The sequence below is a fragment of the Pseudomonas sp. genome, from assembly GCF_050739655.1.
Taxonomy (GTDB): domain Bacteria; phylum Pseudomonadota; class Gammaproteobacteria; order Pseudomonadales; family Pseudomonadaceae; genus Aquipseudomonas.
The window spans coordinates 1-21,887 of sequence record NZ_JBOIBY010000460.1 but is presented as its reverse complement, the minus strand read 5'-3'; the positions used below and the strand labels follow the sequence as shown (position 1 = coordinate 21,887).

24 protein-coding genes, 1 pseudogene and 1 riboswitch are annotated in these 21,887 nt (G+C 59.9%); of the genes and pseudogenes, 20 read left to right on the top strand and 5 right to left on the bottom strand.

Translation table 11 applies throughout. The annotated features are described in order from the left end of the window. Window positions 1-104 (bottom strand): annotated as a pseudogene (locus ACRESJ_RS22115) (phosphoribosylformylglycinamidine cyclo-ligase); the annotation flags it as partial. 384 nt (window positions 105-488) lie between these two features. On the opposite strand from ACRESJ_RS22115, the gene ACRESJ_RS22110 reads away from it, so the two are divergent. From ACRESJ_RS22110 to ACRESJ_RS22085, 6 genes are all read left to right on the top strand, one after another. Beyond that, the gene (locus ACRESJ_RS22110; protein ID WP_431759816.1) at window positions 489-1,547 is read left to right on the top strand and encodes a DUF2066 domain-containing protein; all 1,059 of its coding nucleotides are present in this window, start codon (window positions 489-491) and stop codon (window positions 1,545-1,547) included. Window positions 1,548-1,583: 36 nt separating this feature from the next. Then, on the top strand, window positions 1,584-2,660 hold the full coding sequence (locus tag ACRESJ_RS22105; RefSeq protein ID WP_431759815.1) for an AI-2E family transporter: 1,077 nt from the start codon (window positions 1,584-1,586) through the stop codon (window positions 2,658-2,660). A gap of 217 nt (window positions 2,661-2,877) precedes the next feature. After that, window positions 2,878-3,582 (top strand): DnaA regulatory inactivator Hda, encoded by a 705-nt coding sequence (hda, locus tag ACRESJ_RS22100; protein WP_008063324.1) that lies wholly within the window; start codon window positions 2,878-2,880, stop codon window positions 3,580-3,582. Between the two features lie 227 nt (window positions 3,583-3,809). Beyond that, window positions 3,810-4,454, top strand: a complete 645-nt coding sequence (locus ACRESJ_RS22095; protein WP_431759814.1) for a C40 family peptidase — start codon at window positions 3,810-3,812, stop codon at window positions 4,452-4,454. Window positions 4,455-4,620: 166 nt separating this feature from the next. Beyond that, window positions 4,621-5,157 (top strand): C40 family peptidase, encoded by a 537-nt coding sequence (locus tag ACRESJ_RS22090; RefSeq protein WP_431759813.1) that lies wholly within the window; start codon window positions 4,621-4,623, stop codon window positions 5,155-5,157. Window positions 5,158-5,175: 18 nt separating this feature from the next. Continuing rightward, window positions 5,176-5,829, top strand: a complete 654-nt coding sequence (locus ACRESJ_RS22085) for an O-methyltransferase (RefSeq protein ID WP_431759812.1) — start codon at window positions 5,176-5,178, stop codon at window positions 5,827-5,829. A 91-nt stretch (window positions 5,830-5,920) separates the two neighbouring features. Here the strand turns inward: ACRESJ_RS22085 and ACRESJ_RS22080 are convergent, their stop codons facing one another. Continuing rightward, window positions 5,921-7,234 carry a PQQ-dependent sugar dehydrogenase gene (locus ACRESJ_RS22080; protein WP_431759811.1) on the bottom strand — a complete coding sequence of 438 codons (1,314 nt, stop codon included), beginning with the start codon at window positions 7,232-7,234 and terminating at the stop codon, window positions 5,921-5,923. A gap of 165 nt (window positions 7,235-7,399) precedes the next feature. Continuing rightward, window positions 7,400-7,629: riboswitch (cobalamin riboswitch) on the top strand. 83 nt (window positions 7,630-7,712) lie between these two features. Between ACRESJ_RS22080 and cobO the strand changes: the two genes are divergently transcribed. The 14 genes from cobO to ACRESJ_RS22010 all read left to right on the top strand — a co-directional run bounded on the left by cobO (window position 7,713) and on the right by ACRESJ_RS22010 (window position 19,194). Beyond that, window positions 7,713-8,324: a cob(I)yrinic acid a,c-diamide adenosyltransferase gene (gene cobO / locus ACRESJ_RS22075; RefSeq protein WP_419709115.1), complete on the top strand. Its 612-nt coding sequence runs from the start codon at window positions 7,713-7,715 to the stop codon at window positions 8,322-8,324. Continuing rightward, window positions 8,321-9,703 carry a cobyrinate a,c-diamide synthase gene (locus ACRESJ_RS22070; protein WP_431759810.1) on the top strand — a complete coding sequence of 461 codons (1,383 nt, stop codon included), beginning with the start codon at window positions 8,321-8,323 and terminating at the stop codon, window positions 9,701-9,703. The genes cobO and ACRESJ_RS22070 overlap by 4 nt, the downstream gene beginning before the upstream one ends. Beyond that, on the top strand, window positions 9,700-10,350 hold the full coding sequence (gene bluB / locus ACRESJ_RS22065) for a 5,6-dimethylbenzimidazole synthase (protein WP_431759809.1): 651 nt from the start codon (window positions 9,700-9,702) through the stop codon (window positions 10,348-10,350). Before ACRESJ_RS22070 ends, bluB begins: the two co-directional genes overlap by 4 nt. Beyond that, window positions 10,347-11,255, top strand: coding sequence for an adenosylcobinamide-phosphate synthase CbiB (gene cbiB, locus ACRESJ_RS22060; protein WP_431759808.1), 909 nt, complete (start codon window positions 10,347-10,349; stop codon window positions 11,253-11,255). Before bluB ends, cbiB begins: the two co-directional genes overlap by 4 nt. Beyond that, window positions 11,248-12,240 carry a threonine-phosphate decarboxylase CobD gene (cobD, locus tag ACRESJ_RS22055; RefSeq protein ID WP_431759807.1) on the top strand — a complete coding sequence of 331 codons (993 nt, stop codon included), beginning with the start codon at window positions 11,248-11,250 and terminating at the stop codon, window positions 12,238-12,240. Before cbiB ends, cobD begins: the two co-directional genes overlap by 8 nt. Continuing rightward, window positions 12,237-13,688: a cobyric acid synthase gene (locus ACRESJ_RS22050; protein WP_431759806.1), complete on the top strand. Its 1,452-nt coding sequence runs from the start codon at window positions 12,237-12,239 to the stop codon at window positions 13,686-13,688. The genes cobD and ACRESJ_RS22050 overlap by 4 nt, the downstream gene beginning before the upstream one ends. Window positions 13,689-13,838: 150 nt before the next feature. Then, complete coding sequence (gene cobU, locus ACRESJ_RS22045; protein WP_431759805.1) at window positions 13,839-14,360, top strand: bifunctional adenosylcobinamide kinase/adenosylcobinamide-phosphate guanylyltransferase; 522 nt, start codon at window positions 13,839-13,841, stop codon at window positions 14,358-14,360. Continuing rightward, entirely contained in the window at window positions 14,357-15,412 is a 1,056-nt protein-coding gene (gene cobT, locus ACRESJ_RS22040) for a nicotinate-nucleotide--dimethylbenzimidazole phosphoribosyltransferase (RefSeq protein ID WP_431759804.1), read from the top strand. The genes cobU and cobT overlap by 4 nt, the downstream gene beginning before the upstream one ends. Further along, window positions 15,409-15,984 (top strand): alpha-ribazole phosphatase family protein, encoded by a 576-nt coding sequence (gene cobC / locus ACRESJ_RS22035; protein WP_431759803.1) that lies wholly within the window; start codon window positions 15,409-15,411, stop codon window positions 15,982-15,984. Before cobT ends, cobC begins: the two co-directional genes overlap by 4 nt. 2 nt (window positions 15,985-15,986) lie before the next feature. Continuing rightward, window positions 15,987-16,718, top strand: a complete 732-nt coding sequence (locus ACRESJ_RS22030; RefSeq protein ID WP_431759802.1) for an adenosylcobinamide-GDP ribazoletransferase — start codon at window positions 15,987-15,989, stop codon at window positions 16,716-16,718. A gap of 54 nt (window positions 16,719-16,772) precedes the next feature. Continuing rightward, complete coding sequence (locus tag ACRESJ_RS22025) at window positions 16,773-17,177, top strand: MarR family winged helix-turn-helix transcriptional regulator (protein WP_431759801.1); 405 nt, start codon at window positions 16,773-16,775, stop codon at window positions 17,175-17,177. A gap of 52 nt (window positions 17,178-17,229) precedes the next feature. Further along, the gene (locus ACRESJ_RS22020) at window positions 17,230-18,438 is read left to right on the top strand and encodes an MFS transporter (protein WP_431759800.1); all 1,209 of its coding nucleotides are present in this window, start codon (window positions 17,230-17,232) and stop codon (window positions 18,436-18,438) included. Continuing rightward, window positions 18,435-18,557 (top strand): hypothetical protein, encoded by a 123-nt coding sequence (locus ACRESJ_RS22015; protein WP_431759799.1) that lies wholly within the window; start codon window positions 18,435-18,437, stop codon window positions 18,555-18,557. The genes ACRESJ_RS22020 and ACRESJ_RS22015 overlap by 4 nt, the downstream gene beginning before the upstream one ends. Before the next feature lie 70 nt (window positions 18,558-18,627). After that, complete coding sequence (locus ACRESJ_RS22010; protein WP_431759798.1) at window positions 18,628-19,194, top strand: glutathione peroxidase; 567 nt, start codon at window positions 18,628-18,630, stop codon at window positions 19,192-19,194. An 88-nt stretch (window positions 19,195-19,282) separates the two neighbouring features. Here the strand turns inward: ACRESJ_RS22010 and ACRESJ_RS22005 are convergent, their stop codons facing one another. From ACRESJ_RS22005 to ACRESJ_RS21995, 3 genes are all read right to left on the bottom strand, one after another. Beyond that, a complete protein-coding gene (locus tag ACRESJ_RS22005; RefSeq protein WP_431759797.1) occupies window positions 19,283-20,554 on the bottom strand; it encodes an OmpP1/FadL family transporter in 1,272 nt (423 codons plus the stop codon). A gap of 147 nt (window positions 20,555-20,701) precedes the next feature. Then, complete coding sequence (locus tag ACRESJ_RS22000) at window positions 20,702-21,184, bottom strand: hypothetical protein (RefSeq protein ID WP_046819412.1); 483 nt, start codon at window positions 21,182-21,184, stop codon at window positions 20,702-20,704. Between the two features lie 276 nt (window positions 21,185-21,460). Next, entirely contained in the window at window positions 21,461-21,685 is a 225-nt protein-coding gene (locus tag ACRESJ_RS21995; RefSeq protein ID WP_431759796.1) for a hypothetical protein, read from the bottom strand. Between the last annotated feature and the right edge of the window lie 202 nt (window positions 21,686-21,887).

The following is a 21,887-nucleotide window of genomic DNA, read 5'->3' as shown; positions in this document are numbered from 1 at the left end:
CGCGCAGTGCGCTTGGCGACGCTCTTGATGCGTTCGACCAATGCTTCACCGGCGTCGATGTCTACACCGGCGTCCTTGTAGCTCAGGGAGGGTTGCTTGCTCATGATCCAGGCCTTTAGGGGGGATTTCTGGGTAACGACCGAGTTCAGCGGGGCCACCGAAATCGACGAGGGCGATTGCCTCACGCGAATCTCGAAGGTGCCAGGCTGTTGCCGGTCTGCGAAGGCGCGCGATTTTATCAGGCTTGGAGGGCAGCGGCCATCCTCAGGCCGACGGCAGGGGCATATCCACCTAAAAAAACCGAATTTCTTTTGAGTTGATGGCATCCTGCTGACCTGCGCAAGGTATCGCCATTAACCGTCTATCTTTATGGCAGTGCGAAAACTTACCCGGGTCGCGTGAATGTTTTGCGTCGAGCAATGGTCACAGAGTTGCTCGATTGTCTTCATGCGGTCTGTTCCAGCCGCTCTTGTCGTCAGGAATCTTCCATGCGTTTTTGTAAATTCATGTTTGTGGGCTGTCTGTCGTTGGTCAGTCTGGTCAGTCATGCCGAAACCGTCAAAGGTCTTTATCAGGTGCGTGAGCCGGTAAGCAGCCAGGCGCCGCAAGAGCGCGATCAAGCTATTCAGCGTGCCCTTGACACCCTGGTGTTGCGACTGACAGGCGACCCCAAGGCTGCTCAAAATCCAGGCCTGGAGGCGATTCGCAAAGAACCGCAGCAGATCATCAGCCAATTCGGTTTCGACGCTGGGCCACCGGAAGTGCTGAAAGTCGATTTCGATCCGGCATCCACTCAGCAGGCGTTGCGCAAAGCCGGGCTGGCCATGTGGGGCGCCAACCGGCCATCGATTCTCGGTTGGTGGTTGAACGATTCCACCGAGGGGTCGAGTCTCGTCGGTGATGGCCAGGCCAGCGCCGCACCGTTGCGTCGGGCGGCGCAGCACCGTGGATTGCCGCTGCGTCTGCCACTGGCGGACCTGAACGAGCAGATCGTCGCCACCGCGCCAAATCTTGAAGGTACTGACCCGGCACCGCTGCGTGGTGCATCGGAACGCTACAACGCCGACGCCTTGCTCGCGGTGCATGCCCAGGAAGAAGGCGGGCAGTGGCAAGCCAAATGGCGCCTGTGGCTGGGCGATCAGAAAGAGGCGGGCAGTGTACAGGGCGCTGATCAGGCGGCCCTCGCGGACGCAGTGATGCTGGCGGTCAATGAGCGACTGGCGCCGCGGTATGTGGCCAAGCCCGGGGTTTCGACCTCGCAGCTGCTGGAAGTGCAGGGCATGAATCTTGAGCGCTATGCAGCGCTAGGGCGTTTGCTCGAGCCGTTTGCCGGGCACCCGCAAAGTGTTGATGGCGACCGGATTCTCTATCGGGTCAATGGCAGTACCGATCAACTGCGCGCGCAATTGTCACTGGCGAAATTGCAGGAGGTTGCAGCGACGCCGGCACCTGTTCCCGTGTCGCCAGCTCAGCCTGCGGCCGACGGCTCGATACCTGCCGCACCACCAGCCCCGGCGCCGACACCGCAGTTGCGTTTCCGCTGGTAGATTTTTCTTTCTTATATAGAAGCAATGGAGTGGTTCATGGCCGATTCTCGGCGTTGGTTCTGGTTGGGTGGAGTAGCACTGCTCTGCGCATTTGTCTGGCTGTTGCATCCGATTCTGACGCCGTTCCTGGTGGCGTTGCTGTTGGCTTATCTGTTTGATCCGCTGGTCGACCGGTTGGAGAAAGCCGGGCTTTCCCGCACGTGGGGCGTCGTGGCGGTATTTGCGCTGTTCACGATGATCTTTACCGCGTTGCTGGTGGTGCTGGTGCCAATGCTCGCCAGGCAGCTTTTTCGTTTATACGAGCTGGCGCCACAGATGCTCGACTGGTTGCAGCACACCGCCCTGCCATGGGCGCAATCGAAGTTTGGTCTGTCGGATGGTTTCTGGAAGTTCGACAAACTCAAGGCTGCCATCAGTGAGCACATGGGGCAGACCACCGACGTTGTCGGCGTGGTGCTCAGCCAGGCGACGGCTTCCGGCCTGGCGCTGATTGGCTGGCTGGCGAACCTGGTGTTGATCCCGGTGGTGAGTTTCTACTTGCTGCGCGATTGGGATCTGATGATGGCCAAAATCCGCAGCCTGTTGCCCCGTGATCGTGAAGAGCGCGTAGTGTCCCTGGCCGGCGAATGTCATGAAGTGCTGGGGGCGTTCGTGCGGGGGCAGTTGCTGGTGATGGTGGCGTTGGGCGCCATTTACGCCGCAGGCCTGATGCTGGTCGGTCTGGAGTTGGGACTGTTGATCGGGCTGATTGCCGGTCTGGCGGCGATCGTGCCGTACATGGGCTTTGTGATCGGTATTGGCGCGGCGTTGATTGCCGGGCTGTTCCAGTTCGGTGGCGATCTGTATCCCATGATTGGCATCGTCGCGGTGTTCATGGTTGGCCAGGCGCTGGAAGGCATGGTGCTGACGCCGCTGCTGGTCGGGGATCGAATCGGTTTGCACCCGGTGGCGGTGATCTTCGCGATTCTGGCCGGTGGTGAGCTGTTTGGATTTACCGGCATTTTGCTGGCGCTGCCGGTGGCGGCCGTGATCATGGTGCTGGTGCGCCATGTACATGATTTGTACAAGGATTCGGATATTTACAGTGGTTCTGACGAACCTGAGCTTAAATGAGTCGGGCGGGCAACCCGGAGTGCGCTTTGGGTTGCTGCGCAACCGTCATTGGATTGTTGCCTGCAACGCCAAAGAAACTGTCACAAAACCAGAGCGTCAACGCAAACCTTTGATTTTGCTTGTGGTCTGTCGCATTGTGCGGTCGGCTTCACGGGTATAAACTTCGCAAACTTTACACAGAGGCCACTTACGGTTCCTTTGGAACTGTTCAGTCAGCATGAAACCGATTCAGCTGCCCCTAGGTGTGCGTCTGCGTGACGACGCCACCTTTATCAACTATTACCCAGGCGCCAATGCCGCTGCACTCGGCTATGTCGAGCGGCTGTGCGAAGCCGACGCCGGCTGGACCGAGAGCCTGATTTATCTCTGGGGCAAGCACGGGGTAGGGCGCACGCATCTGTTGCAGGCCGCATGCCTGCGATTCGAGCAGATGGGTGAACCGGCGGTGTATTTGCCGCTGGCTGAGTTGATGGATCGTGGTATCGAAATTCTCGACAACCTTGAACAGTATGAGCTGGTCTGCCTGGATGACCTGCAAGCAGTGGCCGGCAAGGCTGATTGGGAAGAAGCGCTGTTCCACCTGTTCAATCGTCTGCGCGACAGTGGTCGTCGACTGCTGATTGCGGCATCGACGTCGCCCCGTGAGTTGCCGGTGAAGCTTGCGGACCTCAAGTCCCGTCTGACCCTGGCGCTGATCTTCCAGATGCGCCCGCTCTCCGACGAAGACAAATTGCGTGCCCTGCAACTGCGCGCATCTCGTCGCGGCCTGCACCTGACTGACGAAGTCGGACATTTTATTCTGACTCGCGGTACCCGCAGCATGAGCGCACTGTTCGAGTTGCTTGAGCAGCTCGATCAAGCCTCTCTCCAGGCTCAACGCAAGCTGACCATTCCTTTCCTGAAAGAGACGCTGGGTTGGTAGTCAAACCCACTGAATCCAAGGCTTTGAGCGTTCTTTGGCATATTTAAGGCGCCAGAAAATACGCTTTCCTGCAGGTGGCAGGCCGCGTGGACATTCAAAATAGGCTTAAGCGCTTAGATGTCGGCGAGAAACCAATAAGTCACAAAAAGTTCGATTGAATTTGCAAATGAGATTGATAGCGGGCATAGTCTCGGCTTCTTTACCACTCATCAGCCACGGTCGTGCCCATGCTAAAGCGCTTCGCACCCCTCGTGCCCCTCGCACTCGTTACCCTGTTGTTCGGTTGCGCTGCTCACACTCCAGTGTCCCAGCAAACGCAACAACAGGCACAAAACTCTGTTACCGCCCAGTCTTCCGTCCGTTATCAAGACTCTCTTTACCAGGACGAACTGGCTACCGAAAAAGAACTGGCTGCCTTCGCCGATGGCAAGTCTTATCAGCTTCCAGTTCTGGCTGACAGCATCCTCGAACGCGGCATGTCGCTGATCGGTACCCGTTACCGTTTTGGCGGTACCTCTGAAGCCGGCTTCGACTGCAGTGGTTTCATCGGTTATCTGTTCCGTGAAGAAGCCGGCATGAACCTGCCGCGCTCCACCCGCGAAATGATCAATGTGGACGCACCACTGGTTTCCCGCAGCAAGCTGGAGCCAGGTGACCTGCTGTTCTTCGCGACCAATGGTCGTCGCGGTCGTGTCAGTCACGCCGGGATCTACCTGGGTGACAACCAGTTCATCCACTCCAGCAGCCGCCGCAGCGGCGGTGTTCGCATCGATAGCCTAGGCGACAGCTACTGGAGCAAGACATTCATCGAAGCCAAGCGTGCACTCGCCATGGCGCCAAATGCGAGCCCAATCGTTACGGCACGCAAGTAAGCGGACAATATGTAGGGTGAACTTAAAGTCTTACTTGAAGTTTGCCTGATAACCGCTAAAATTCTGATCCATGAATGATGGCAAACCGCCTGCGTCGAACGCAGGCGGTTTTCTTTTCTGCGCTCCCTGCAGAAATCAGCCGCAGCCAGATCAGGATGTTCTGCTAATGACGACGTCGGCCCGCCTCGCAATCATGTTCCTCGCAGCGCTGCTCAGCGCTTGCGCCAGCCGTACACCGCCACCTGCGCCGGTGGTTCGCGCGCCTATCGTTTTCGGTCCCTCCCAAGCGTTTTCCCCTGAAGCGGAAGACGTGCTGTTTCGCGCGCTGGGTCTGGTGGGCACGCCTTATCGCTGGGGCGGCAATACGCCGGATTCCGGGTTCGATTGCAGTGGCTTGATCGGCTATGTGTATCGTGATGTCACCGGCATTTCCTTGCCGCGCACCACGCGGGAAATGATCTCCATGCAGGCGGCGAATGTCGGCAAGGAAGGCCTGCAGACGGGCGATCTGATTTTCTTCGCTACCAATGGTGGGTCACAGGTCAGCCATGCCGGGATTTACGTCGGCGAAGGGCGCTTCGTCCATGCGCCAGCCACGGGTGGGACAGTGAAACTCGACAGCCTGTCCAAGACGTATTGGCAGAAGGCCTATCTGAGCGCCAAGCGCGTCCTGCAGCCGGAGCACTTGGCGCGCAATCCGTAGTAGCCAGAGGTTGTTGTCATGACCGCTCGCACGCTCAATCTTGACGATTCCCTGTATCAATACTTGCTCGATGTGTCCCTGCGCGAGACGCCACTGCTCAAGCGCTTGCGCGACGAAACCCAGGCGCTGCCGATGGCGCGTTGGCAAGTGGCGCCGGAGCAAGGGCAGTTTTTGGCCTTGCTGGTAAATCTCATCGGTGCACGGCGAGTGCTGGAAGTCGGCACCTTCACCGGTTACAGCGCCCTGTGCATGGCATCAGTATTGCCGGATGACGGTTTGTTGATCTGCTGCGACATGCCCGGCGATTACAACGCCACGGCGCGACGTTACTGGCAGGAGGCAGGGCTGGCCGATCGCATTGATCTGCGCCTGGCGCCCGCGCTGCAGACCTTGAGCAAGATCGATCAGCCGGACTCGTTCGATCTGGTTTTCATTGACGCCGACAAGGCCAACTATCCGACCTACCTGGAGCATGCGCTGCGTCTGCTGCGCAATGGCGGGCTGGCGGTGTTCGACAATACGCTGTGGAGCGGTCGTGTGCTGGAGGACAATCCCGAAAGCGCAGACACCCGCGCCATCCAGGCGCTCAATCGAGCGTTGAAGGATGATGTGCGGGTGGATCTGTCGTTGTTGCCGTTGGGGGATGGACTCACGCTCTGCCGTAAGAGGTAAGTGCCTGTTGTAAAGATCGCAGCCTTCGGCAGCTCCAGGTTATACGGCGATTCCCTGTAGGCGCTGTCGAAGGCTGCGATCTTTTTGCGGTTTATTTAACCGCAGACACCCGCCACACCTTGTTCCCCACATCATCGGCCACCAGCAAGTCACCCTGCCGGTCAATCACCACGCCCACCGGCCGCCCCATGGCTTCTTCCTTGTCGTTGAGAAAGCCGGTGAGCACATCAACCGGGTTTCCGGTCGGTTTGCCGGCGCTGAAAGGTACGAATATCACTTTGTAGCCGCTGTGAGGCTTGCGATTCCATGAGCCGTGCTGGCCGACAAAAGCCCCTTCCTTGAACTGTGTTGGCAGTTTATTTCCTTCGGCAAACGTCAGGCCCAATGACGCGGTGTGCGGGCCGACCGCGTAGTCTGGCGCTATCGCCTTGGCCACCAGCTCCGCGTTTTGCGGTTCGACGCGCACGTCGACGTGCTGGCCGTAGTAGCTGAACGGCCAGCCGTAGAATGCGCCGTCCTTGACCGAGGTGATGTAGTCCGGGACCAGGTCGCTGCCGATTTCATCCCGCTCATTGACCGCCGTCCACAGCGCACCGCTTTGCGGCTCCCACGCCATGCCGTTGGGATTGCGCAGGCCAGAGGCAAAAATTCGGTGATTGCCGGTGGCGCGATCCACTTCCCAGATCGCCGCGCGTCCTTCTTCTTTATCGAGGCCGTTTTCACCGACATTGCTGTTGGAGCCCACCGTGACGTAGAGCTTGCTGCCGTCCTTGCTGGCGATGACGTTTTTGGTCCAGTGGTGGTTCAGTGTGCCGCCCGGCAGGTCGATGACTTTAATGGGCTGCGACTTGATCGCCGTGTCGCCGTTTTCATAATGGAAGCGCAGCAGCCGGTCGGTGTCGGCGACATACAGGTCATTGCCCACCAGGGTCATGCCGAAGGGCGAATTGAGGTTTTCCAGAAACACCGTGCGGGTTTCGGCGACACCGTCGTGATCCGTGTCCCGTAGCAGGGTGATGCGGTTCGGGCTTGGCACGCTCGCCCCGGCGCGCCCCATGACTTTCCTGGTGATCCAGCCCTTGATGCCTTTATTGTCATCGGGTTTGGGTGGCGCGTTGGTTTCTGCGACCAGTACATCGCCATTGGGCAGGACATACAGCCAGCGCGGATGATCGAGGCCGTCGGCGAATGCGGCGACCTGGGTGCCGCTGGCCGCGACGGGTTTTGCGCCATTCTGCCAGCCGATGGCGGGGGCGATATTCATCGTTGGAAACAGGGTCTTGTTCGGTTCCGGCAGCCTGGGCGCCGGTCCGGTGCCGTCGGAAACTTGCAGGCTGGAGGTTTCACCGCAGGCGGTAAGTCCTGCGGCGAGGGCAATGACGAGGACGAGCTGGGAATGGCGCATACTGATCTTCCCTATAAATGCAGTGACCTGATCAGTAGAGAAGCGCGAGCGCACGATGGTTCAACCGGTCAACCGGGCACAAGATCGTTGCCAGATTATTGCGCTGCGGCAGTTATTCGCATGCACAGCCTGTCTTCAATTGACGCTCCACCCCCAACCCTCTAACCTTCGCGGCTTGTTTCAGGTGCTCTGTGGCTTGGGTCGACAGAGTGAAACAGGGAAGTCGGTGAGTGAGTGCTTCAATGCGAAGCCGCGCAATCCCGACGCTGCCCCCGCAACGGTAAATCGAGTGAAAGGCTGCGCCTTGAGCCACTGTGTCAAAAGACACGGGAAGGCGCGCAGTCAGGCGAACGCCGCTCATGAGCCCGGAGACCGGCCTGATCCATCCAAACGGCATCACGGTGGGCGATGCCAGGCTTCTTGCCATCTATTCTTGTGCCTGCCCGCCGTTATTTCTGCCTCAACGGAGAGCTCCCCCATGACTGATACTCCTGATCGTGACGAACGTCATCTGGCGCGCATGCTGCGCAAAAAAGCCGTGATCGATGAACGCATCGCCAATTCCCCGAACGAATGCGGGCTGTTGCTGGTACTGACCGGTAATGGCAAGGGCAAGAGCAGCTCGGCATTCGGCATGCTCGCTCGCGCCATGGGCCACGGTATGCAATGCGGCGTGGTGCAGTTCATCAAGGGGCGTAACAGCACGGGTGAAGAGTTGTTCTTCCGGCGTTTCCCGGAGCAGGTGCGCTTTCACGTGATGGGCGAGGGCTTCACCTGGGAAACCCAGGATCGTCAGCGTGACATCGCCGCCGCTGAAGCCGCCTGGGCCGTGTCGCAGGAGCTGTTGCGTGACCCTTCCATTGGCTTGGTAGTGCTGGACGAGCTGAACATCGCCCTCAAGCACGGCTACCTCGATCTTGACCAGGTACTCAGCGATTTGCAGGCGCGTCCGCCCATGCAGCACGTTGTGGTCACCGGTCGCGGCGCCAAGCCCGAGATGATCGAACTGGCCGATACGGTTACGGAAATGGGCATGATCAAGCACGCCTTCCAGGCCGGTATCAAGGCGCAAAAAGGCGTCGAGCTGTGAATCAACCTCGTCAATGCCCGGCGGTACTGATTGCCGCGCCGGCCTCCGGCCAGGGCAAGACCACCGTCACTGCCGCACTGGCCCGATTGCATCGTAATCAGGGGCGTAAGGTGCGCGTGTTCAAATGTGGTCCGGATTTTCTCGACCCGATGATTCTCGAGCGTGCCAGTGGCGCGCCGGTGTATCAGCTGGACATGTGGATGGTCGGCGAGCAGGAAAGTCGTCGACTGTTGTGGGAAGCGGCCGCCGAAGCCGATCTGATTTTGATCGAAGGCGTCATGGGTCTGTTCGACGGCACGCCGTCCAGCGCCGATCTGGCACGGCACTTTGGCGTGCCGGTGCTCGGTGTGATCGACGGAACGGCTATGGCCCAAACTTTTGGTGCGCTGGCGTTGGGGCTGGCGCGTTATCAGCCGGACCTGCCGTTTGCCGGTGTCCTGGCCAATCGCGTGGGTACGTTGCGTCACGCACAGTTACTCGAAGGCAGCCTGACCGAAGGTTTGCGCTGGTATGGCGCCTTGTCCCGGGAAACCGGGATCGAATTGCCGAGCCGGCACCTGGGATTGGTGCAGGCCAGCGAGTTGAATGATCTCGATGTGCGCCTCGATGCGGCGGCCGATGCCTTGGCCAGCAGTTGCGAAGTAGCGCTGCCGCCGGCAGTGGAATTCGCTGCCCCGGATGTGATTGCTGTCGAGCCGCTGTTGGCAGGTGTGTGCATCGCCGTGGCGCGGGATGAAGCGTTCGCCTTTACCTATGGCGCGAGCCTGGATCTGCTGCGGGCGATGGGCGCCGAGTTGCGGTTTTTCTCGCCGATCCGCGATGCCGGTTTGCCAGAGGCGGACAGCGTGTATCTTCCCGGTGGTTATCCGGAGCTGCATCATGTGGCCCTGTCGCAAAACACCTCGATGCTCAACGCCATCCGCGTGCATCACGCTGAGGGTAAGCCGTTACTGGCTGAATGTGGCGGCATGCTTTATTTGCTCGATTCGTTGACCGATGTCGAAGGGACACGTGCAGAGCTGGTGGGTCTGCTGAGCGGTGACGCAGTAATGCAAAAGCGCCTCGCCGCATTGGCCTTGCAAGCGGTCGAGCTGCCGGAGGGTTCGCTACGCGGGCACACCTATCACCACTCGTTGACGACCACCGAACTGGAGCCAATTGCCCGTGGCTTGAGCCCTAATGGCGGGCGAGGGGCGGAGGCGGTTTATCGCGAGGGGCGGATGACGGCCTCTTATGTGCATTTTTATTTTCCGTCCAATCCGTCTGCGATCGCCGCGCTGTTTGCGCCGAGCCTTGGGTCCGCTTTCGCGAGCAAGCCCGCTCCCACTCTGGATCACACAAACCCTGTGGGAGCGGGCTCGCCCGCGAAGAGGCCATGACTGACACCCCATTTTCCGAAGACGAACGCGCTGCTGTCTATCGAGCCATAGCCGAACGCCGCGACATGCGTCACTTCAGCGGCGGCACCGTCGAGCCTGACTTGCTTCGGCGCTTGCTCGAAGCCGCGCATCAAGCACCTAGCGTTGGCCTGATGCAGCCCTGGCGTTTCATTCGGATCAGCAGTCGTGACCTGCGGGCCAAGATTCGCGACCTGGTGGAAGAAGAGCGCATCCGCACCGCCGAAGCCCTCGGCGAGCGCACCGACGAATTCATGCAGCTTAAGGTCGAAGGCATCAATGACTGCGCCGAGGTGTTGGTGGCGGCACTGATGGATGACCGCGAACGGCATATCTTCGGTCGTCGTACCTTGCCGGAAATGGACATGGCGTCGCTGTCCTGTGCGATCCAGAACCTTTGGCTGGCGTCCCGGGCTGAAGGCTTGGGCATGGGTTGGGTCTCGCTGTTCGAGCCGCAGGCACTCGCGGATCTGCTGGGATTGCCGCCAGGCGCCAAACCGCTGGCGATTCTGTGCCTGGGGCCGGTCAAGGCATTTTATCCGGCGCCGATGCTGGTGCTCGAAGGCTGGGCGCAGGCGCGTCCGCTGAGCGAATTGTTGTATGAGAATTATTGGGGAGTGAATCAATGAGTGTGGCGTTGTTGAGTGTCGCCGCCGTGGCGCTGGATGCGCTGCTGGGCGAACCCAAGCGCTGGCATCCGCTGGTGGCGTTCGGCCGGTTTGCCGAGCGCATCGAGCAACGTTTCAACGTTGGCGGGCGCGGGTGGCGCAGCCATGGCGTCACCGCATGGGTCATCACGGTGCTGCCGCTGACCTTGTTGGCCACGGCATTGTCCTGGGCGCCCTATGTTGGTTGGATCGTCGAGATTCTCGCGCTCTATTGCGCCCTCGGCATGCGCAGCCTCGGTGAGCATGTCGAGCCTGTGGCCAAAGCTTTGCGCAGCAATGATCTTGAACAGGCACGCCAGCGCGTGGGTTACCTGGTCAGCCGTCAAACCAGTGAGCTGGACGAAACCGCAGTCGCCCGTGCCGCCACCGAATCGGTGCTGGAAAACGGCAGCGACGCGGTGTTCGCCGCACTGTTCTGGTTCGCCGTGGCCGGTGCGCCTGGCGTGGTGCTCTACCGTTTGAGCAATACGCTGGATGCGATGTGGGGCTATCGCAACGAACGTTTCGAACGTTTCGGCTGGGCAGCGGCCAGGATCGACGATGTACTCAATTACATTCCTGCGCGTCTGGTGGCGTTGACCTACGCGCTGCTGGGCAAAACCCGACTGGCCTTCAAATGCTGGCGCACACAAGGCCCGGCTTGGGACAGCCCCAATGCTGGTCCCGTGATGGCGGCGGGCGCAGGTGCGTTGGGCGTCGAATTGGGTGGGCCGGCGATTTATCACGGTGAACTGCATGAGCGTGCGCAACTGGGCGAAGGTGCGCCGGCGGACGCTGACTCCATCGACCGTGGCTGGCAATTGGTTCAGCGCGGGGTATGGTTATGGTTGCTGATTCTCTGCGTGGGGGCTGAATTCTATGCTTGAGCACGGTGGACGGTTGCGCAAGGCGGCGCTCGAATACGGCATCGAGGAAGCCGATTGGCTTGACCTGTCCACGGGCCTGGCGCCGTGGCCGTTTCCTGTTCCGGATATCCCGCAGCGGGCTTGGGCGCGACTGCCGGAAGCCGAAGATGGCTTGGAGCAAGCCGCTTGTGATTACTACGGCACCCTGCAGGCATTACCGGTGGCTGGCTCGCAGATGGCCATCCAGCTATTGCCGCGATTGCGCCGGGCCGGCAAGGTTGGTGTGCTGTCGCCTTGCTATGCCGAGCATGCCGAAGCCTGGCGCCGCAATGGTTATATCGTGCGTGAAGTGCTGGAGCATGAAGTCGACTTTTTTGTCGACAACCTCGACGTGCTGGTGGTGGTCAATCCGAATAATCCCACCGGTCTGACCCTGACGCCGGCCCGGCTGCTGGACTGGCACGGGCGGTTGGCGCAGCGCGGTGGCTGGCTGGTGGTGGATGAAGCCTTCATGGACAACACGCCGCACCTGAGTGTGGCGCCGTTTGCCCATCAGGTTGGCTTGATTGTGTTGCGTTCGTTCGGCAAGTTTTTCGGTCTGGCTGGCGTGCGTCTTGGGTTTGTCCTGGCCGAGCGCAAGTTGCTCAAGTTGCTCGCCGAGCAAGTGGGGCCGTGGGCTGTCAGTGGCCCGTCCCGAGTGGTGGGCCAGGCGTGCCTGCGCGATATCGAAGGGCACTCGCGACAACGGATTCGCGCCGATGAGGCCAGCGAGCGCCTCGCCTCATTGCTGGATCGGCATGGCTTCAAGCCACAGGGTGGCTGCGCGCTGTTCCAGTGGCTGATCACCGATCGCGCCGAAGTGCTCCGTGAGTTCATGGCCCGACGCGGCATTTTGCTGCGTTTGTTCAAGCACAACAGCAGCCTGCGTTTTGGCTTGCCGGGAGATGAAGCCGATTGGGTGCGTCTTGAGGCAGCCTTTGAAGCCTTCACCAAGGAAAACCCATGACCACGTTGATGGTGCAAGGCACCACATCCGATGCCGGTAAAAGCACGCTGGTGACGGCACTTTGCCGGTGGGTCACGCGCCAGGGTGTGGGTGTGGTGCCGTTTAAGCCACAGAACATGGCGCTCAACAGTGCGGTGACCGCCGACGGTGGCGAGATTGGTCGCGCTCAAGCGGTGCAGGCCCAGGCGGCTTTTCTTGAACCCCACACCGACATGAACCCGGTGCTGCTCAAGCCGAACAGCGACACCGGTGCCCAGGTGATCATCCATGGCCGTGCGGTCACGACGATGAATGCCGTGGCCTATCACGACTATAAAGCCATCGCCATGCAAGCGGTGCTGGCCTCCCACGAACGATTGAGCGCGGCCTATCCCGTAGTGATGGTCGAAGGCGCGGGTTCGCCGGCCGAGATCAATCTGCGTGCCGGCGACATCGCCAACATGGGTTTCGCCGAAGCCGTGGATTGCCCGGTGGTGTTGATCGCCGACATCAACCGAGGCGGTGTATTTGCGCATTTGGTGGGCACACTGGAGCTGCTGTCGCCCAGCGAACAGGCGCGGGTCAAAGGCTTCATCATCAATCGTTTTCGCGGCGACATCGCCTTGTTGCAACCAGGGCTCGACTGGTTGGAACAGCGCACAGGCAAACCGGTGATTGGGGTGTTGCCGTACGTGATGGACCTGCACCTGGAGGCCGAGGATGGCATCGACCAGCGCCAGACAGACAAGGCCGAGCAGGTTCTGAAAGTGCTGGTGCCGGTGCTGCCGCGCATCAGTAACCACACCGATTTCGATCCGCTGCGCCTGCACCCGCAAGTCGACCTGCAGTTCATTGGCCCCGGTCAGGCGATTCCCGCGGCCGACCTGATCATTCTTCCGGGTTCGAAAAGCGTGCGCAGCGATCTCGCGTATCTGCGGGCCAATGGTTGGGACACGGCGATCTCCAGGCATTTGCGCTACGGCGGGAAAGTGCTGGGCATCTGCGGTGGTCTACAGATGCTTGGTAAACAGGTGCACGATCCGCTGGGCCTGGAAGGCGCTCCGGGCTCCAGCGCCGGTTTGGGGCTGCTGGCGTTTGAAACGCAGCTTGAACAGGACAAACAACTGCGCAATGTGCGCGGGCGTCTGGCGCTGGAAGATGCCGAAGTCGTCGGGTATGAGATTCATGCTGGCGTGACCACCGGGCCCGGCCTGGAAAATGCCGCGGTGCATCTCGACGACGGTCGTTGTGATGGCGCGCAGAGTGTTGACGGGCAAGTGTTTGGCACCTACCTGCATGGCCTGTTCGAGTCGCCTGCAGCGTGCAGTGCGCTGTTGCGCTGGGCGGGATTGCAGGATGTGCAGGACGTCGATTACCACGGGTTGCGCGAGCGCGATATCGAGCGGCTGGCGGACCTGGTGGAGAAGCATCTGGATACCGGGCTATTGCGGGAGCTCTGTGGGTTTTGAGGTGGCAGTACCGTCCTCATCGCGAGCAGGCTCGCTCCCACAGTGATTCTTGTTTGGCCATGGATTTTGTACAAAGCTCACAACCCTGTGGGAGCGGGCTTGCCCGCGAAGGGGCCGGTCGCCTCACTGCATATTTATCAGGATATCCCCATGCTCCAACTGATCCTCGGCGGCGCCCGCTCCGGCAAGAGTCGCTTGGCCGAGAAACTCGCGTCCGACAGCGGCCTGGCCGTGACCTACATCGCCACCAGTCAACCTTTGGACGGCGAAATGAACGATCGGGTCGCCCATCACCGGGCCCGTCGCCCGGTGGAATGGGGGCTGATCGAAGAGCCGCTGGAACTGGCCCGCGTCCTGCGTGAAACCGCCAGCGTCGAGCATTGCCTGCTGGTGGATTGCCTGACGCTGTGGCTGACCAATCTGCTGATGCTCGACGATGCCGAGCGCATGGGTGCCGAACGTGATGCCTTACTCGATTGCCTGGCCTCGTTGCCAGGGGAAATCATCTTTGTCAGCAACGAGACCGGAATGGGTGTCGTGCCGCTGGGCGAATTGACTCGCCGCTACGTCGATGAAGCCGGTTGGCTGCATCAAGCTTTGGCCGAGCGTTGTCAGCGAGTCGTCCTGACCGTCGCCGGCCTGCCCCTGACTTTGAAAGGAACTGCGTTATGACCCCATCCTGGTGGCTGAACCCGTGCAAACCGATCGATGCCCAAGTGGTCGAACAGGCGCAAGCCCGGCAGCAGCAGTTGACCAAACCGGCCGGTTCCCTCGGTCAACTCGAGTCGGTGGCCGTGCAACTGGCCGGTCTGCAAGGGCAGGTCAAGCCGAGCCTGGATCAGGTGTGGATCGCGATTTTTGCTGGTGACCATGGCGTGGTTGCCGAAGGGGTGTCGGCATTTCCCCAGGAAGTGACTGGGCAAATGCTGCTCAACTTCGTCAGCGGTGGCGCGGCGATCAGCGTGTTGGCGCGACAGTTGGGGGCATCCCTGGAAGTGGTCGACCTGGGTACTGTCACGCCATCGCTGAATCTGCCGGGTGTGCGTCACCTGAATCTCGGCCCCGGCACCGCGAATTTTGTGCAAGGTGCGGCGATGACCGTGGTCCAAGGTGAACTCGCCTTGCAAGCCGGTCGTGACAGCGTATTACGGGCTATTGCGGCGGGTGCGCAGCTGTTTATCGGCGGCGAGATGGGCATTGGCAATACCACTGCGGCCAGCGCTTTGGCCTGCGCCTTATTGGATTGCCCGGTGGTGCATTTGGCTGGGCCGGGCACTGGGTTGAATGCAGCAGGTGTCAGCCATAAAGCTCAGGTGATCGAGCGGGCGCTGGCTTTGCATGGTGCTCAGCGCAGCGATGTGTTGCAAACCCTGTTCAACCTCGGCGGCTTTGAAATTGCGGCGTTGGTCGGAGCCTATCTGGCTTGTGCCCAGGAAGGCGTCGCGGTGCTGGTGGACGGGTTTATTTGCAGCGTCGCGGCGTTGGTTGCTACGCGATTGAACCCGGATTGCCGTCAATGGCTGCTGTTCGGTCATCGTGGTGCGGAACCTGGGCATCGTCATGTCCTGGAAACCCTGAGCGCCGAACCGCTGCTCGATCTTGGCCTGCGCCTGGGTGAGGGCAGCGGTGCCGCGCTGGCCGTGCCGTTGCTGCGTCTGGCTTGTGACCTGCACGGACAAATGGCGACGTTCGCCGAGGCCGCAGTGGCGGATCGTCCGGCATGACCTTGCGCCTGGACCTGTTGCGCCATGGTGAAACCGAACTCGGTGGCGGCTTGCGTGGCAGCCTCGACGATGCCCTGACCGAGAAGGGCTGGGAGCAGATGCGCTCGGCGGTGGTTGAGCAGGGGCCTTGGGATCGGTTGGTCAGTTCGCCGTTACAGCGTTGCTCACGATTCGCACAAGAGCTGGGTGCGCAATTGGGCTTGCCGGTCGAACTGGAAAAAGATCTGCAAGAACTGCACTTCGGTGCCTGGGAAGGGCAGAGCGCCGCGGCGCTGATGAAAACCGATGAGCAAGCCTTGGGCTTGTTCTGGGCTGATCCCTATTCGTTTACGCCGCCCCAAGGCGAACCGGTTGCGGACTTTTCCACTCGGGTGCTCGCCGCGGTGGCGCGCTTGCATGCCGAGTACGCCGGTGAGCGCGTGTTACTGATCAGCCATGGCGGCGTCATGCGGTTGTTATTGGCTCAGGCCCGGGGTTTGCCTCGTGAGCAACTGCTCAATGTCGAGGTCGGGCATGGGGCGCTGTTTTCGCTGACGGTCGAATCCGACGGCTTGTTAGGGGAAATGACCTGACCATGTTGCCATTCTGGATCGCCCTGCAATTCCTGAGCAGCCTGCCGGTTCGCTTGCCGGGCATGCCGACGCCACAGGAGCTGGGGCGCTCTTTGCTGTTTTATCCGCTGGTGGGGTTGTTGTTCGGCGTCATCTTATGGGCGTTGAACTGGCTGTTGCTGGGTACGCCGCTGCTGCTGCATGGCGCACTGTTGCTGACAGTCTGGGTGTTGCTCAGCGGCGCATTGCATTTGGACGGCCTGGCCGACAGCGCCGATGCGTGGCTCGGTGGGTTTGGTGATCGCGAGCGCACACTCACCATCATGAAAGATCCGCGCAGCGGACCGATTGCGGTGGTCACGCTTGTGTTGGTGTTGCTGCTGAAATTCGCTGCATTGCTGGCGTTGATCGAGCAGCAGCATGCAGTCGTCCTCATCATCGTTCCCTTGATCGGCCGCAGTGCGCTGCTGGGGCTGTTTCTGACCACGCCTTACGTGCGTGCCGGTGGTTTGGGGCAGGCGCTGGCCGACCATCTTCCGCGCGTGGCGGGCAAGCAGGTGTTGATTGTCAGTGCCGTGGCTTGCGTGCTGATAGCTGGCGTCAGTGGTGTCGTGGCGTTGATCCTGGCGGCGGCGATCGGAGTCTGGTTGCGCCGGGCAATGATGCGGCGCCTGGGCGGGACGACCGGCGATACGGCCGGCGCGTTGCTGGAGTTGCTGGAGGTGGCAGTCCTCGTGGGCTTGGCGATTATCTGAACTTCCCACATCATGTCGCTTGATTTAACACAACCGCGGGTATATACACGCACCATGCTCGACTCCCAATGTTTATGTATCAACCTGCGTCGCGCCGCCCGTGGCGTCAGCAGGCATTACGACGGCGCTCTCGATGGCTTCGGGATCAACGTTGCCCAGTATTCTTTGCTATGCAATTTGCAGCGCCTGGATCAACCGAGTATTTCCACCCTGGCCGAAGCCATGGGCCTGGATCGCAGTACCCTGGGGCGCAATCTGCGTGTGCTGGAGGGTGACGGGCTGGTGATGCTGGTTGAGGGCGAAGACATGCGCAATCGCATCGTGCGGCTGACCGAAGCCGGTGCCGAACGATTGATAGCAGCCTTGCCAGCCTGGGAAGCAGTGCAGCAGCGATTGCTTGAACGCCTGGGAGCCGAAAAGCATGAAACGTTATTGAAGTTGTTGGACGAACTGGCTTGATGCCGGTTTTTCCGACCTTAAGCGGGTATATACCCGTGCCAGGAGAACAAGAATGACATCGATGTGGCGTACGTGCGGCTGGGTTTTGTTGGGGAGTGCGCTGATCCTTGCGCTGTCTCTTGGGGTGCGACACGGCTTCGGACTGTTCCTGGCGCCGATGAGTGCCGAGTTCGGCTGGGGACGTGAGGTGTTTGCCTTCGCCATTGCCCTGCAGAACCTGATCTGGGGGCTGGCTCAGCCGTTTACCGGCGCGCTGGCTGATCGCTTCGGCGCGGCGAAAGTGGTGCTGATCGGTGGCGTGTTGTATGCCGTGGGGTTGGTGTGCATGGGTTTGTCCGACTCGGCGGTGACCTTGTCCCTGAGTGCCGGCCTGCTGATCGGGATCGGCCTGTCCGGTACGTCCTTTTCGGTGATTCTGGGCGTTGTCGGCCGAGCGGTGCCACCGGAAAAACGCAGCATGGGAATGGGCATTGCCAGTGCAGCAGGTTCGTTTGGCCAGTTCGCCATGTTGCCCGGCACGCTTGGGTTGATCGGCTGGCTCGGCTGGTCCGCGGCATTGCTCGCGCTTGGGCTGTTGGTGGCGCTGATCGTGCCGCTGGTGAGCATGCTCAAAGACAAGCCATTGCCGGTGCTCGGCCACGAACAAACCCTGTCTGAAGCATTGCGCGAAGCCTGTTCCCACTCAGGGTTCTGGTTGCTGGCGTTCGGCTTTTTCGTCTGCGGATTTCAGGTGGTGTTCATCGGCGTGCATCTGCCGGCGTATCTGGTGGATCAGCACCTACCCGCAACGGTCGGCACGACAGTGCTGGCCCTGATCGGTTTGTTCAATATCTTCGGAACATACACCGCCGGCTGGCTCGGCGGGCGCATGTCCAAGCCGCGCTTGCTCACCGGTTTATACCTGCTGCGGGCATTGGTGATCGCTCTGTTCCTGTGGGCACCGGTGACGACGACGTCGGCGTATCTGTTCGGCATGGCCATGGGGTTCCTGTGGTTGTCGACGGTGCCGTTGACCAACGGTACGGTCGCGACCTTGTTCGGTGTACGAAATCTGTCCATGCTCGGTGGGATTGTTTTCCTGTTTCACCAGCTCGGCTCCTTCCTGGGTGGATGGTTGGGCGGGGTGGTGTATGACCGAACCGGGAGCTATGACTTGATCTGGCAGGTAGCGATTCTCCTGAGCCTGATGGCTGCGGCATTGAACTGGCCGGTGCGTGAGCGGCCGGTAGCACGCCTGCAAACGCAAATGAGCGCGACATGAACAGTCTCCGGTCTCGTATCGCTATTTTCGCCGTCTGCGCCATGCTCCTCGCTGTAGCGTGGTGGGGCTGGCATCAAGGTGGCTTGGCGTTGATGCAGTTGGGCATGGGTGTTTGCTAGAGCGATGCTTGAAGCAGGATGTGGGGGCGAGTAACTTCAATTGCAGACCATCACTCAAGGAAGCACCGACATGCTGATGCGCTGGCTTGCAGTTCCTGCATTACTGGTAGCGTTTACCGGATTGACTCAAGCGGCGGAATGCCCGGCGCTGCTACAAGGCTCATTGCCCAAGCTGCGCGCCAATGAATCCATCGACTTGTGCCAGCGCTTTGCCGGCAAGCCGCTGGTGGTGGTCAATACCGCGAGTTTCTGTGGATTCGCCCCTCAGTTCAAAAGCCTTGAGGCGCTCAATCAGCGCTTCAAGGGTCAAGGGCTGGAGGTGATCGGCGTGCCGTCCAATGACTTCAAGCAGGAGTCCAGGGATGGTGCCGAGACGGCCAAAGTCTGCTACGTGAACTACGGTGTGACCTTCACCATGACCGAACCGCAGAAAGTCCGTGGCGACGATGCAACAAACCTGTTCAAGGTCCTCGCCAAGCAGAGCAGCGCGCCGAAGTGGAACTTCTACAAATATGTGGTCGATCGCCAAGGCAAGGTGATTGCCAATTTCTCCAGTTTGACCAGGCCCGATGATCCTGATTTCATCGCGGCGGTGGAAAAGGCCCTTGCCTCACCGCCTTTGGCATCGAAGCCCTGATCGACACTCACTAAAAAGCCCCGCCTCTGTGAAGAGAGCGGGGCTTTTTTGATTCAGTCGGCGATTGGTTCAGGCTCGCCGGCAATCATCAGAAGCGGTAGGTCGCACCGATACCGAAACCGTTTGCACTGTTTTCATACTTTGAGCTGTAGGTCTGCGGAACGGGGGTCGTGGTGCGTCGATTGTTGACGTTGACCGACTCTTCCTTCAGGTACGAGTAAGCGACGTCGATGGTCAGGTCCTCGGTCGGGCTCCAGCCAGCGCCCAGGCTGAAAACCGTGCGATCGCCAGTCGGGATGCGTGGGGAGCGGTTTTCGTTGTTGGTCGGCGCCTGGTCAACAGACAGACCGGTACGCAGTACCCACTGCTTGTTCAACTGGTAGGAAGCACCGATGGCGTGGGCCCAGGTGTCGTGCCAGTTCTGCTCTTCAGTGACGGTGCCGAACACAGGGTTCAGGGGAGCCGGAACTCCGCTGTTCTCGACGGAGATTTCTTTCAGGCGGCTCCAGCGAGTCCAGGTGCTGCCTACGTAAAGGGTCCACTGGTCGTCCAGCTGGTGAGTGACCGAGAAGTCGACCGACTCAGGCGTGGTGATATCCAGCGAAGCGTCGAACTTCTGGTGAGCCAGAGGACCCAGTACGGCGTAGTCAACCTTGGTGCTGCCGTCGAGCTTGTACTTGACTTTCGAGTGGTAAGTCAGGCCAAGGCGAGTGCTTTCGAGGGCTTGAACCATGACACCGATGTTGTAGCCGATAGCGGTGTCATCACCCTCGATCTTGACATTGCCGTCTGCCGCGCGGGGGTTCAGCGAGATGTTCGATTCCAGGGTGCCGTCGATGCGGTTGATGGTCGGACCGAAACCGATCGACACCTTGTCGTTGAAGGCGTAGCTGACGGTAGGCTGGACGGTGACGATTTTAACTTCGCTCTTGGTGCCGAAATAACGGCCAGCAAAGTTGTTTTCATAATCGGTTACCAGGCCAAACGGCGCATAGACGCCGAGACCGAAAGCCCATTGGTCATCGATTGGCTTGACGTAGTAGCCCATAGGGACGCCCATGAAAGGGACCATGTCGCCTTTGTTGGTACCGCGGTTAGGGCTGGAGCTCGCGTCACTGATGTCAGTGTGTGCGTCGATGAATGCAACACCGCCAGTCACTTGTTCGCGCTTGATGCGCGACATGCCGGCAGGGTTGCCAAAAACAGTGGATGCGTCGTCGGCAGAAGAAGATCGCCCGGCAAAACCTGTCCCCATCCCGCTGATGCTTTGTTCGTTGAGGGCAAAGCCACTTGCGAAAATCTGGGTGGATGCCATGGCAACGGCGAGGCTAATGGTGGTTTTGAGCATTACTTTTTTCATTATTAGAACTCCTGGTGATCACCGGGGCGGAAATTACCAACATTTTCGTCCCAGCGCCATAGGCTGTATCGCTTGAGTTAGAGCGGTTTTGTAGGACAATCCAACCAGATTCGCGACGTATTGTGCGATCTTTGGATCCAGAGGTGATTAGCAGGCAACCTGATTCAGCGGTGATACACAGGTTTGCCAGGCGCAGGTGAAGTCTCTCAGGCGTCCTTGGGGCTGGAAGGTCTGGCGCCAGATTCGGGCCATTCCCAGCAGGTCGTCTGCTTCGGGGAGCGGGGTGTTCTGTTCTTCCACCAGCAACCAGGCGATGGCTGTGGCGTAACGCAGGTTAACGGTCAATTCCAGGTGTGGGCCACTGAGAAACGCATGCTGGCTGGCGAGCCCTCGGACCAGGCTGGCGCGCTCGGGGTCGAGCGCCAGGTAGTGGTCCCAGAGTGCCTGGTGGCGGGGTTCGGCAATTCGGTACAGGCCGTGTCCACGGCGATCATGCAGAGCGGAACCAAGGGCTGACTGACTGGCGGCGATGCCTAGCAGCAGGGATTCGGCAGTAGCGCTATGGCGTCCCAGATAGATCAAGGTCGGACGGATCACATAGCGGCACAGTTCGCTGGCAGCGATACCCATAAAACCCTCGAAACCATTAAATGGACGGCGAAGCCTGAAGGACGTGTTGGCAGCAGTGAATCGAATCAGGCTCGCCGGAAGCGGACAAGGCCGCTTGAGTTGAAGTGTAGTGTCATATTCGCTACGTAAAGGCCTGTTTTTAAAATATTTCCGGCACCCCGTTTTAACCGTTATATCGGTTGGTGCTTAAGCCATATCCAGGCGTTATGAAATTTCAGGTAATAAAAAGCCCCGCTTCATGGGCGGGGCCTTGGGTGTCTCAGCCTTGTCGGCGGCTCAGGCAACGAGTGCCTGACGGGTCCGATCGATCACAGCCTGCAGCGGTTCGGCGCTGGAGTACTGATCGGGGTACAGGCGTTCGCTGTGGCGGGCGATGCCGTGTTCGTTGACCAGGGTGAAACTGAAGCAGCCTTTGCGAGCGGCCATGATCAGGCAGTTCATTGGTGCAAAAGCGTTGGTTAGGGTGCGGATGGCATCCTGTGCATGGATTTGAGTAGACATTATTGGGTGTTCCTGCAAATGACACGGATAAGAACCGTGCAACGTTAAAACGTTCCAGTAACGTCGATCACCATTGACCGAACGAAGAACCCGACTGGAACAAAGCAGCCAGTTTGAAGCGCTAATAAGTTGGCGCGCTTGGGCTGGCAGGTAGGTACTTAGGAGGGCAGGCAACACAACAGGGGCAAAGGTTCTGGGCCCG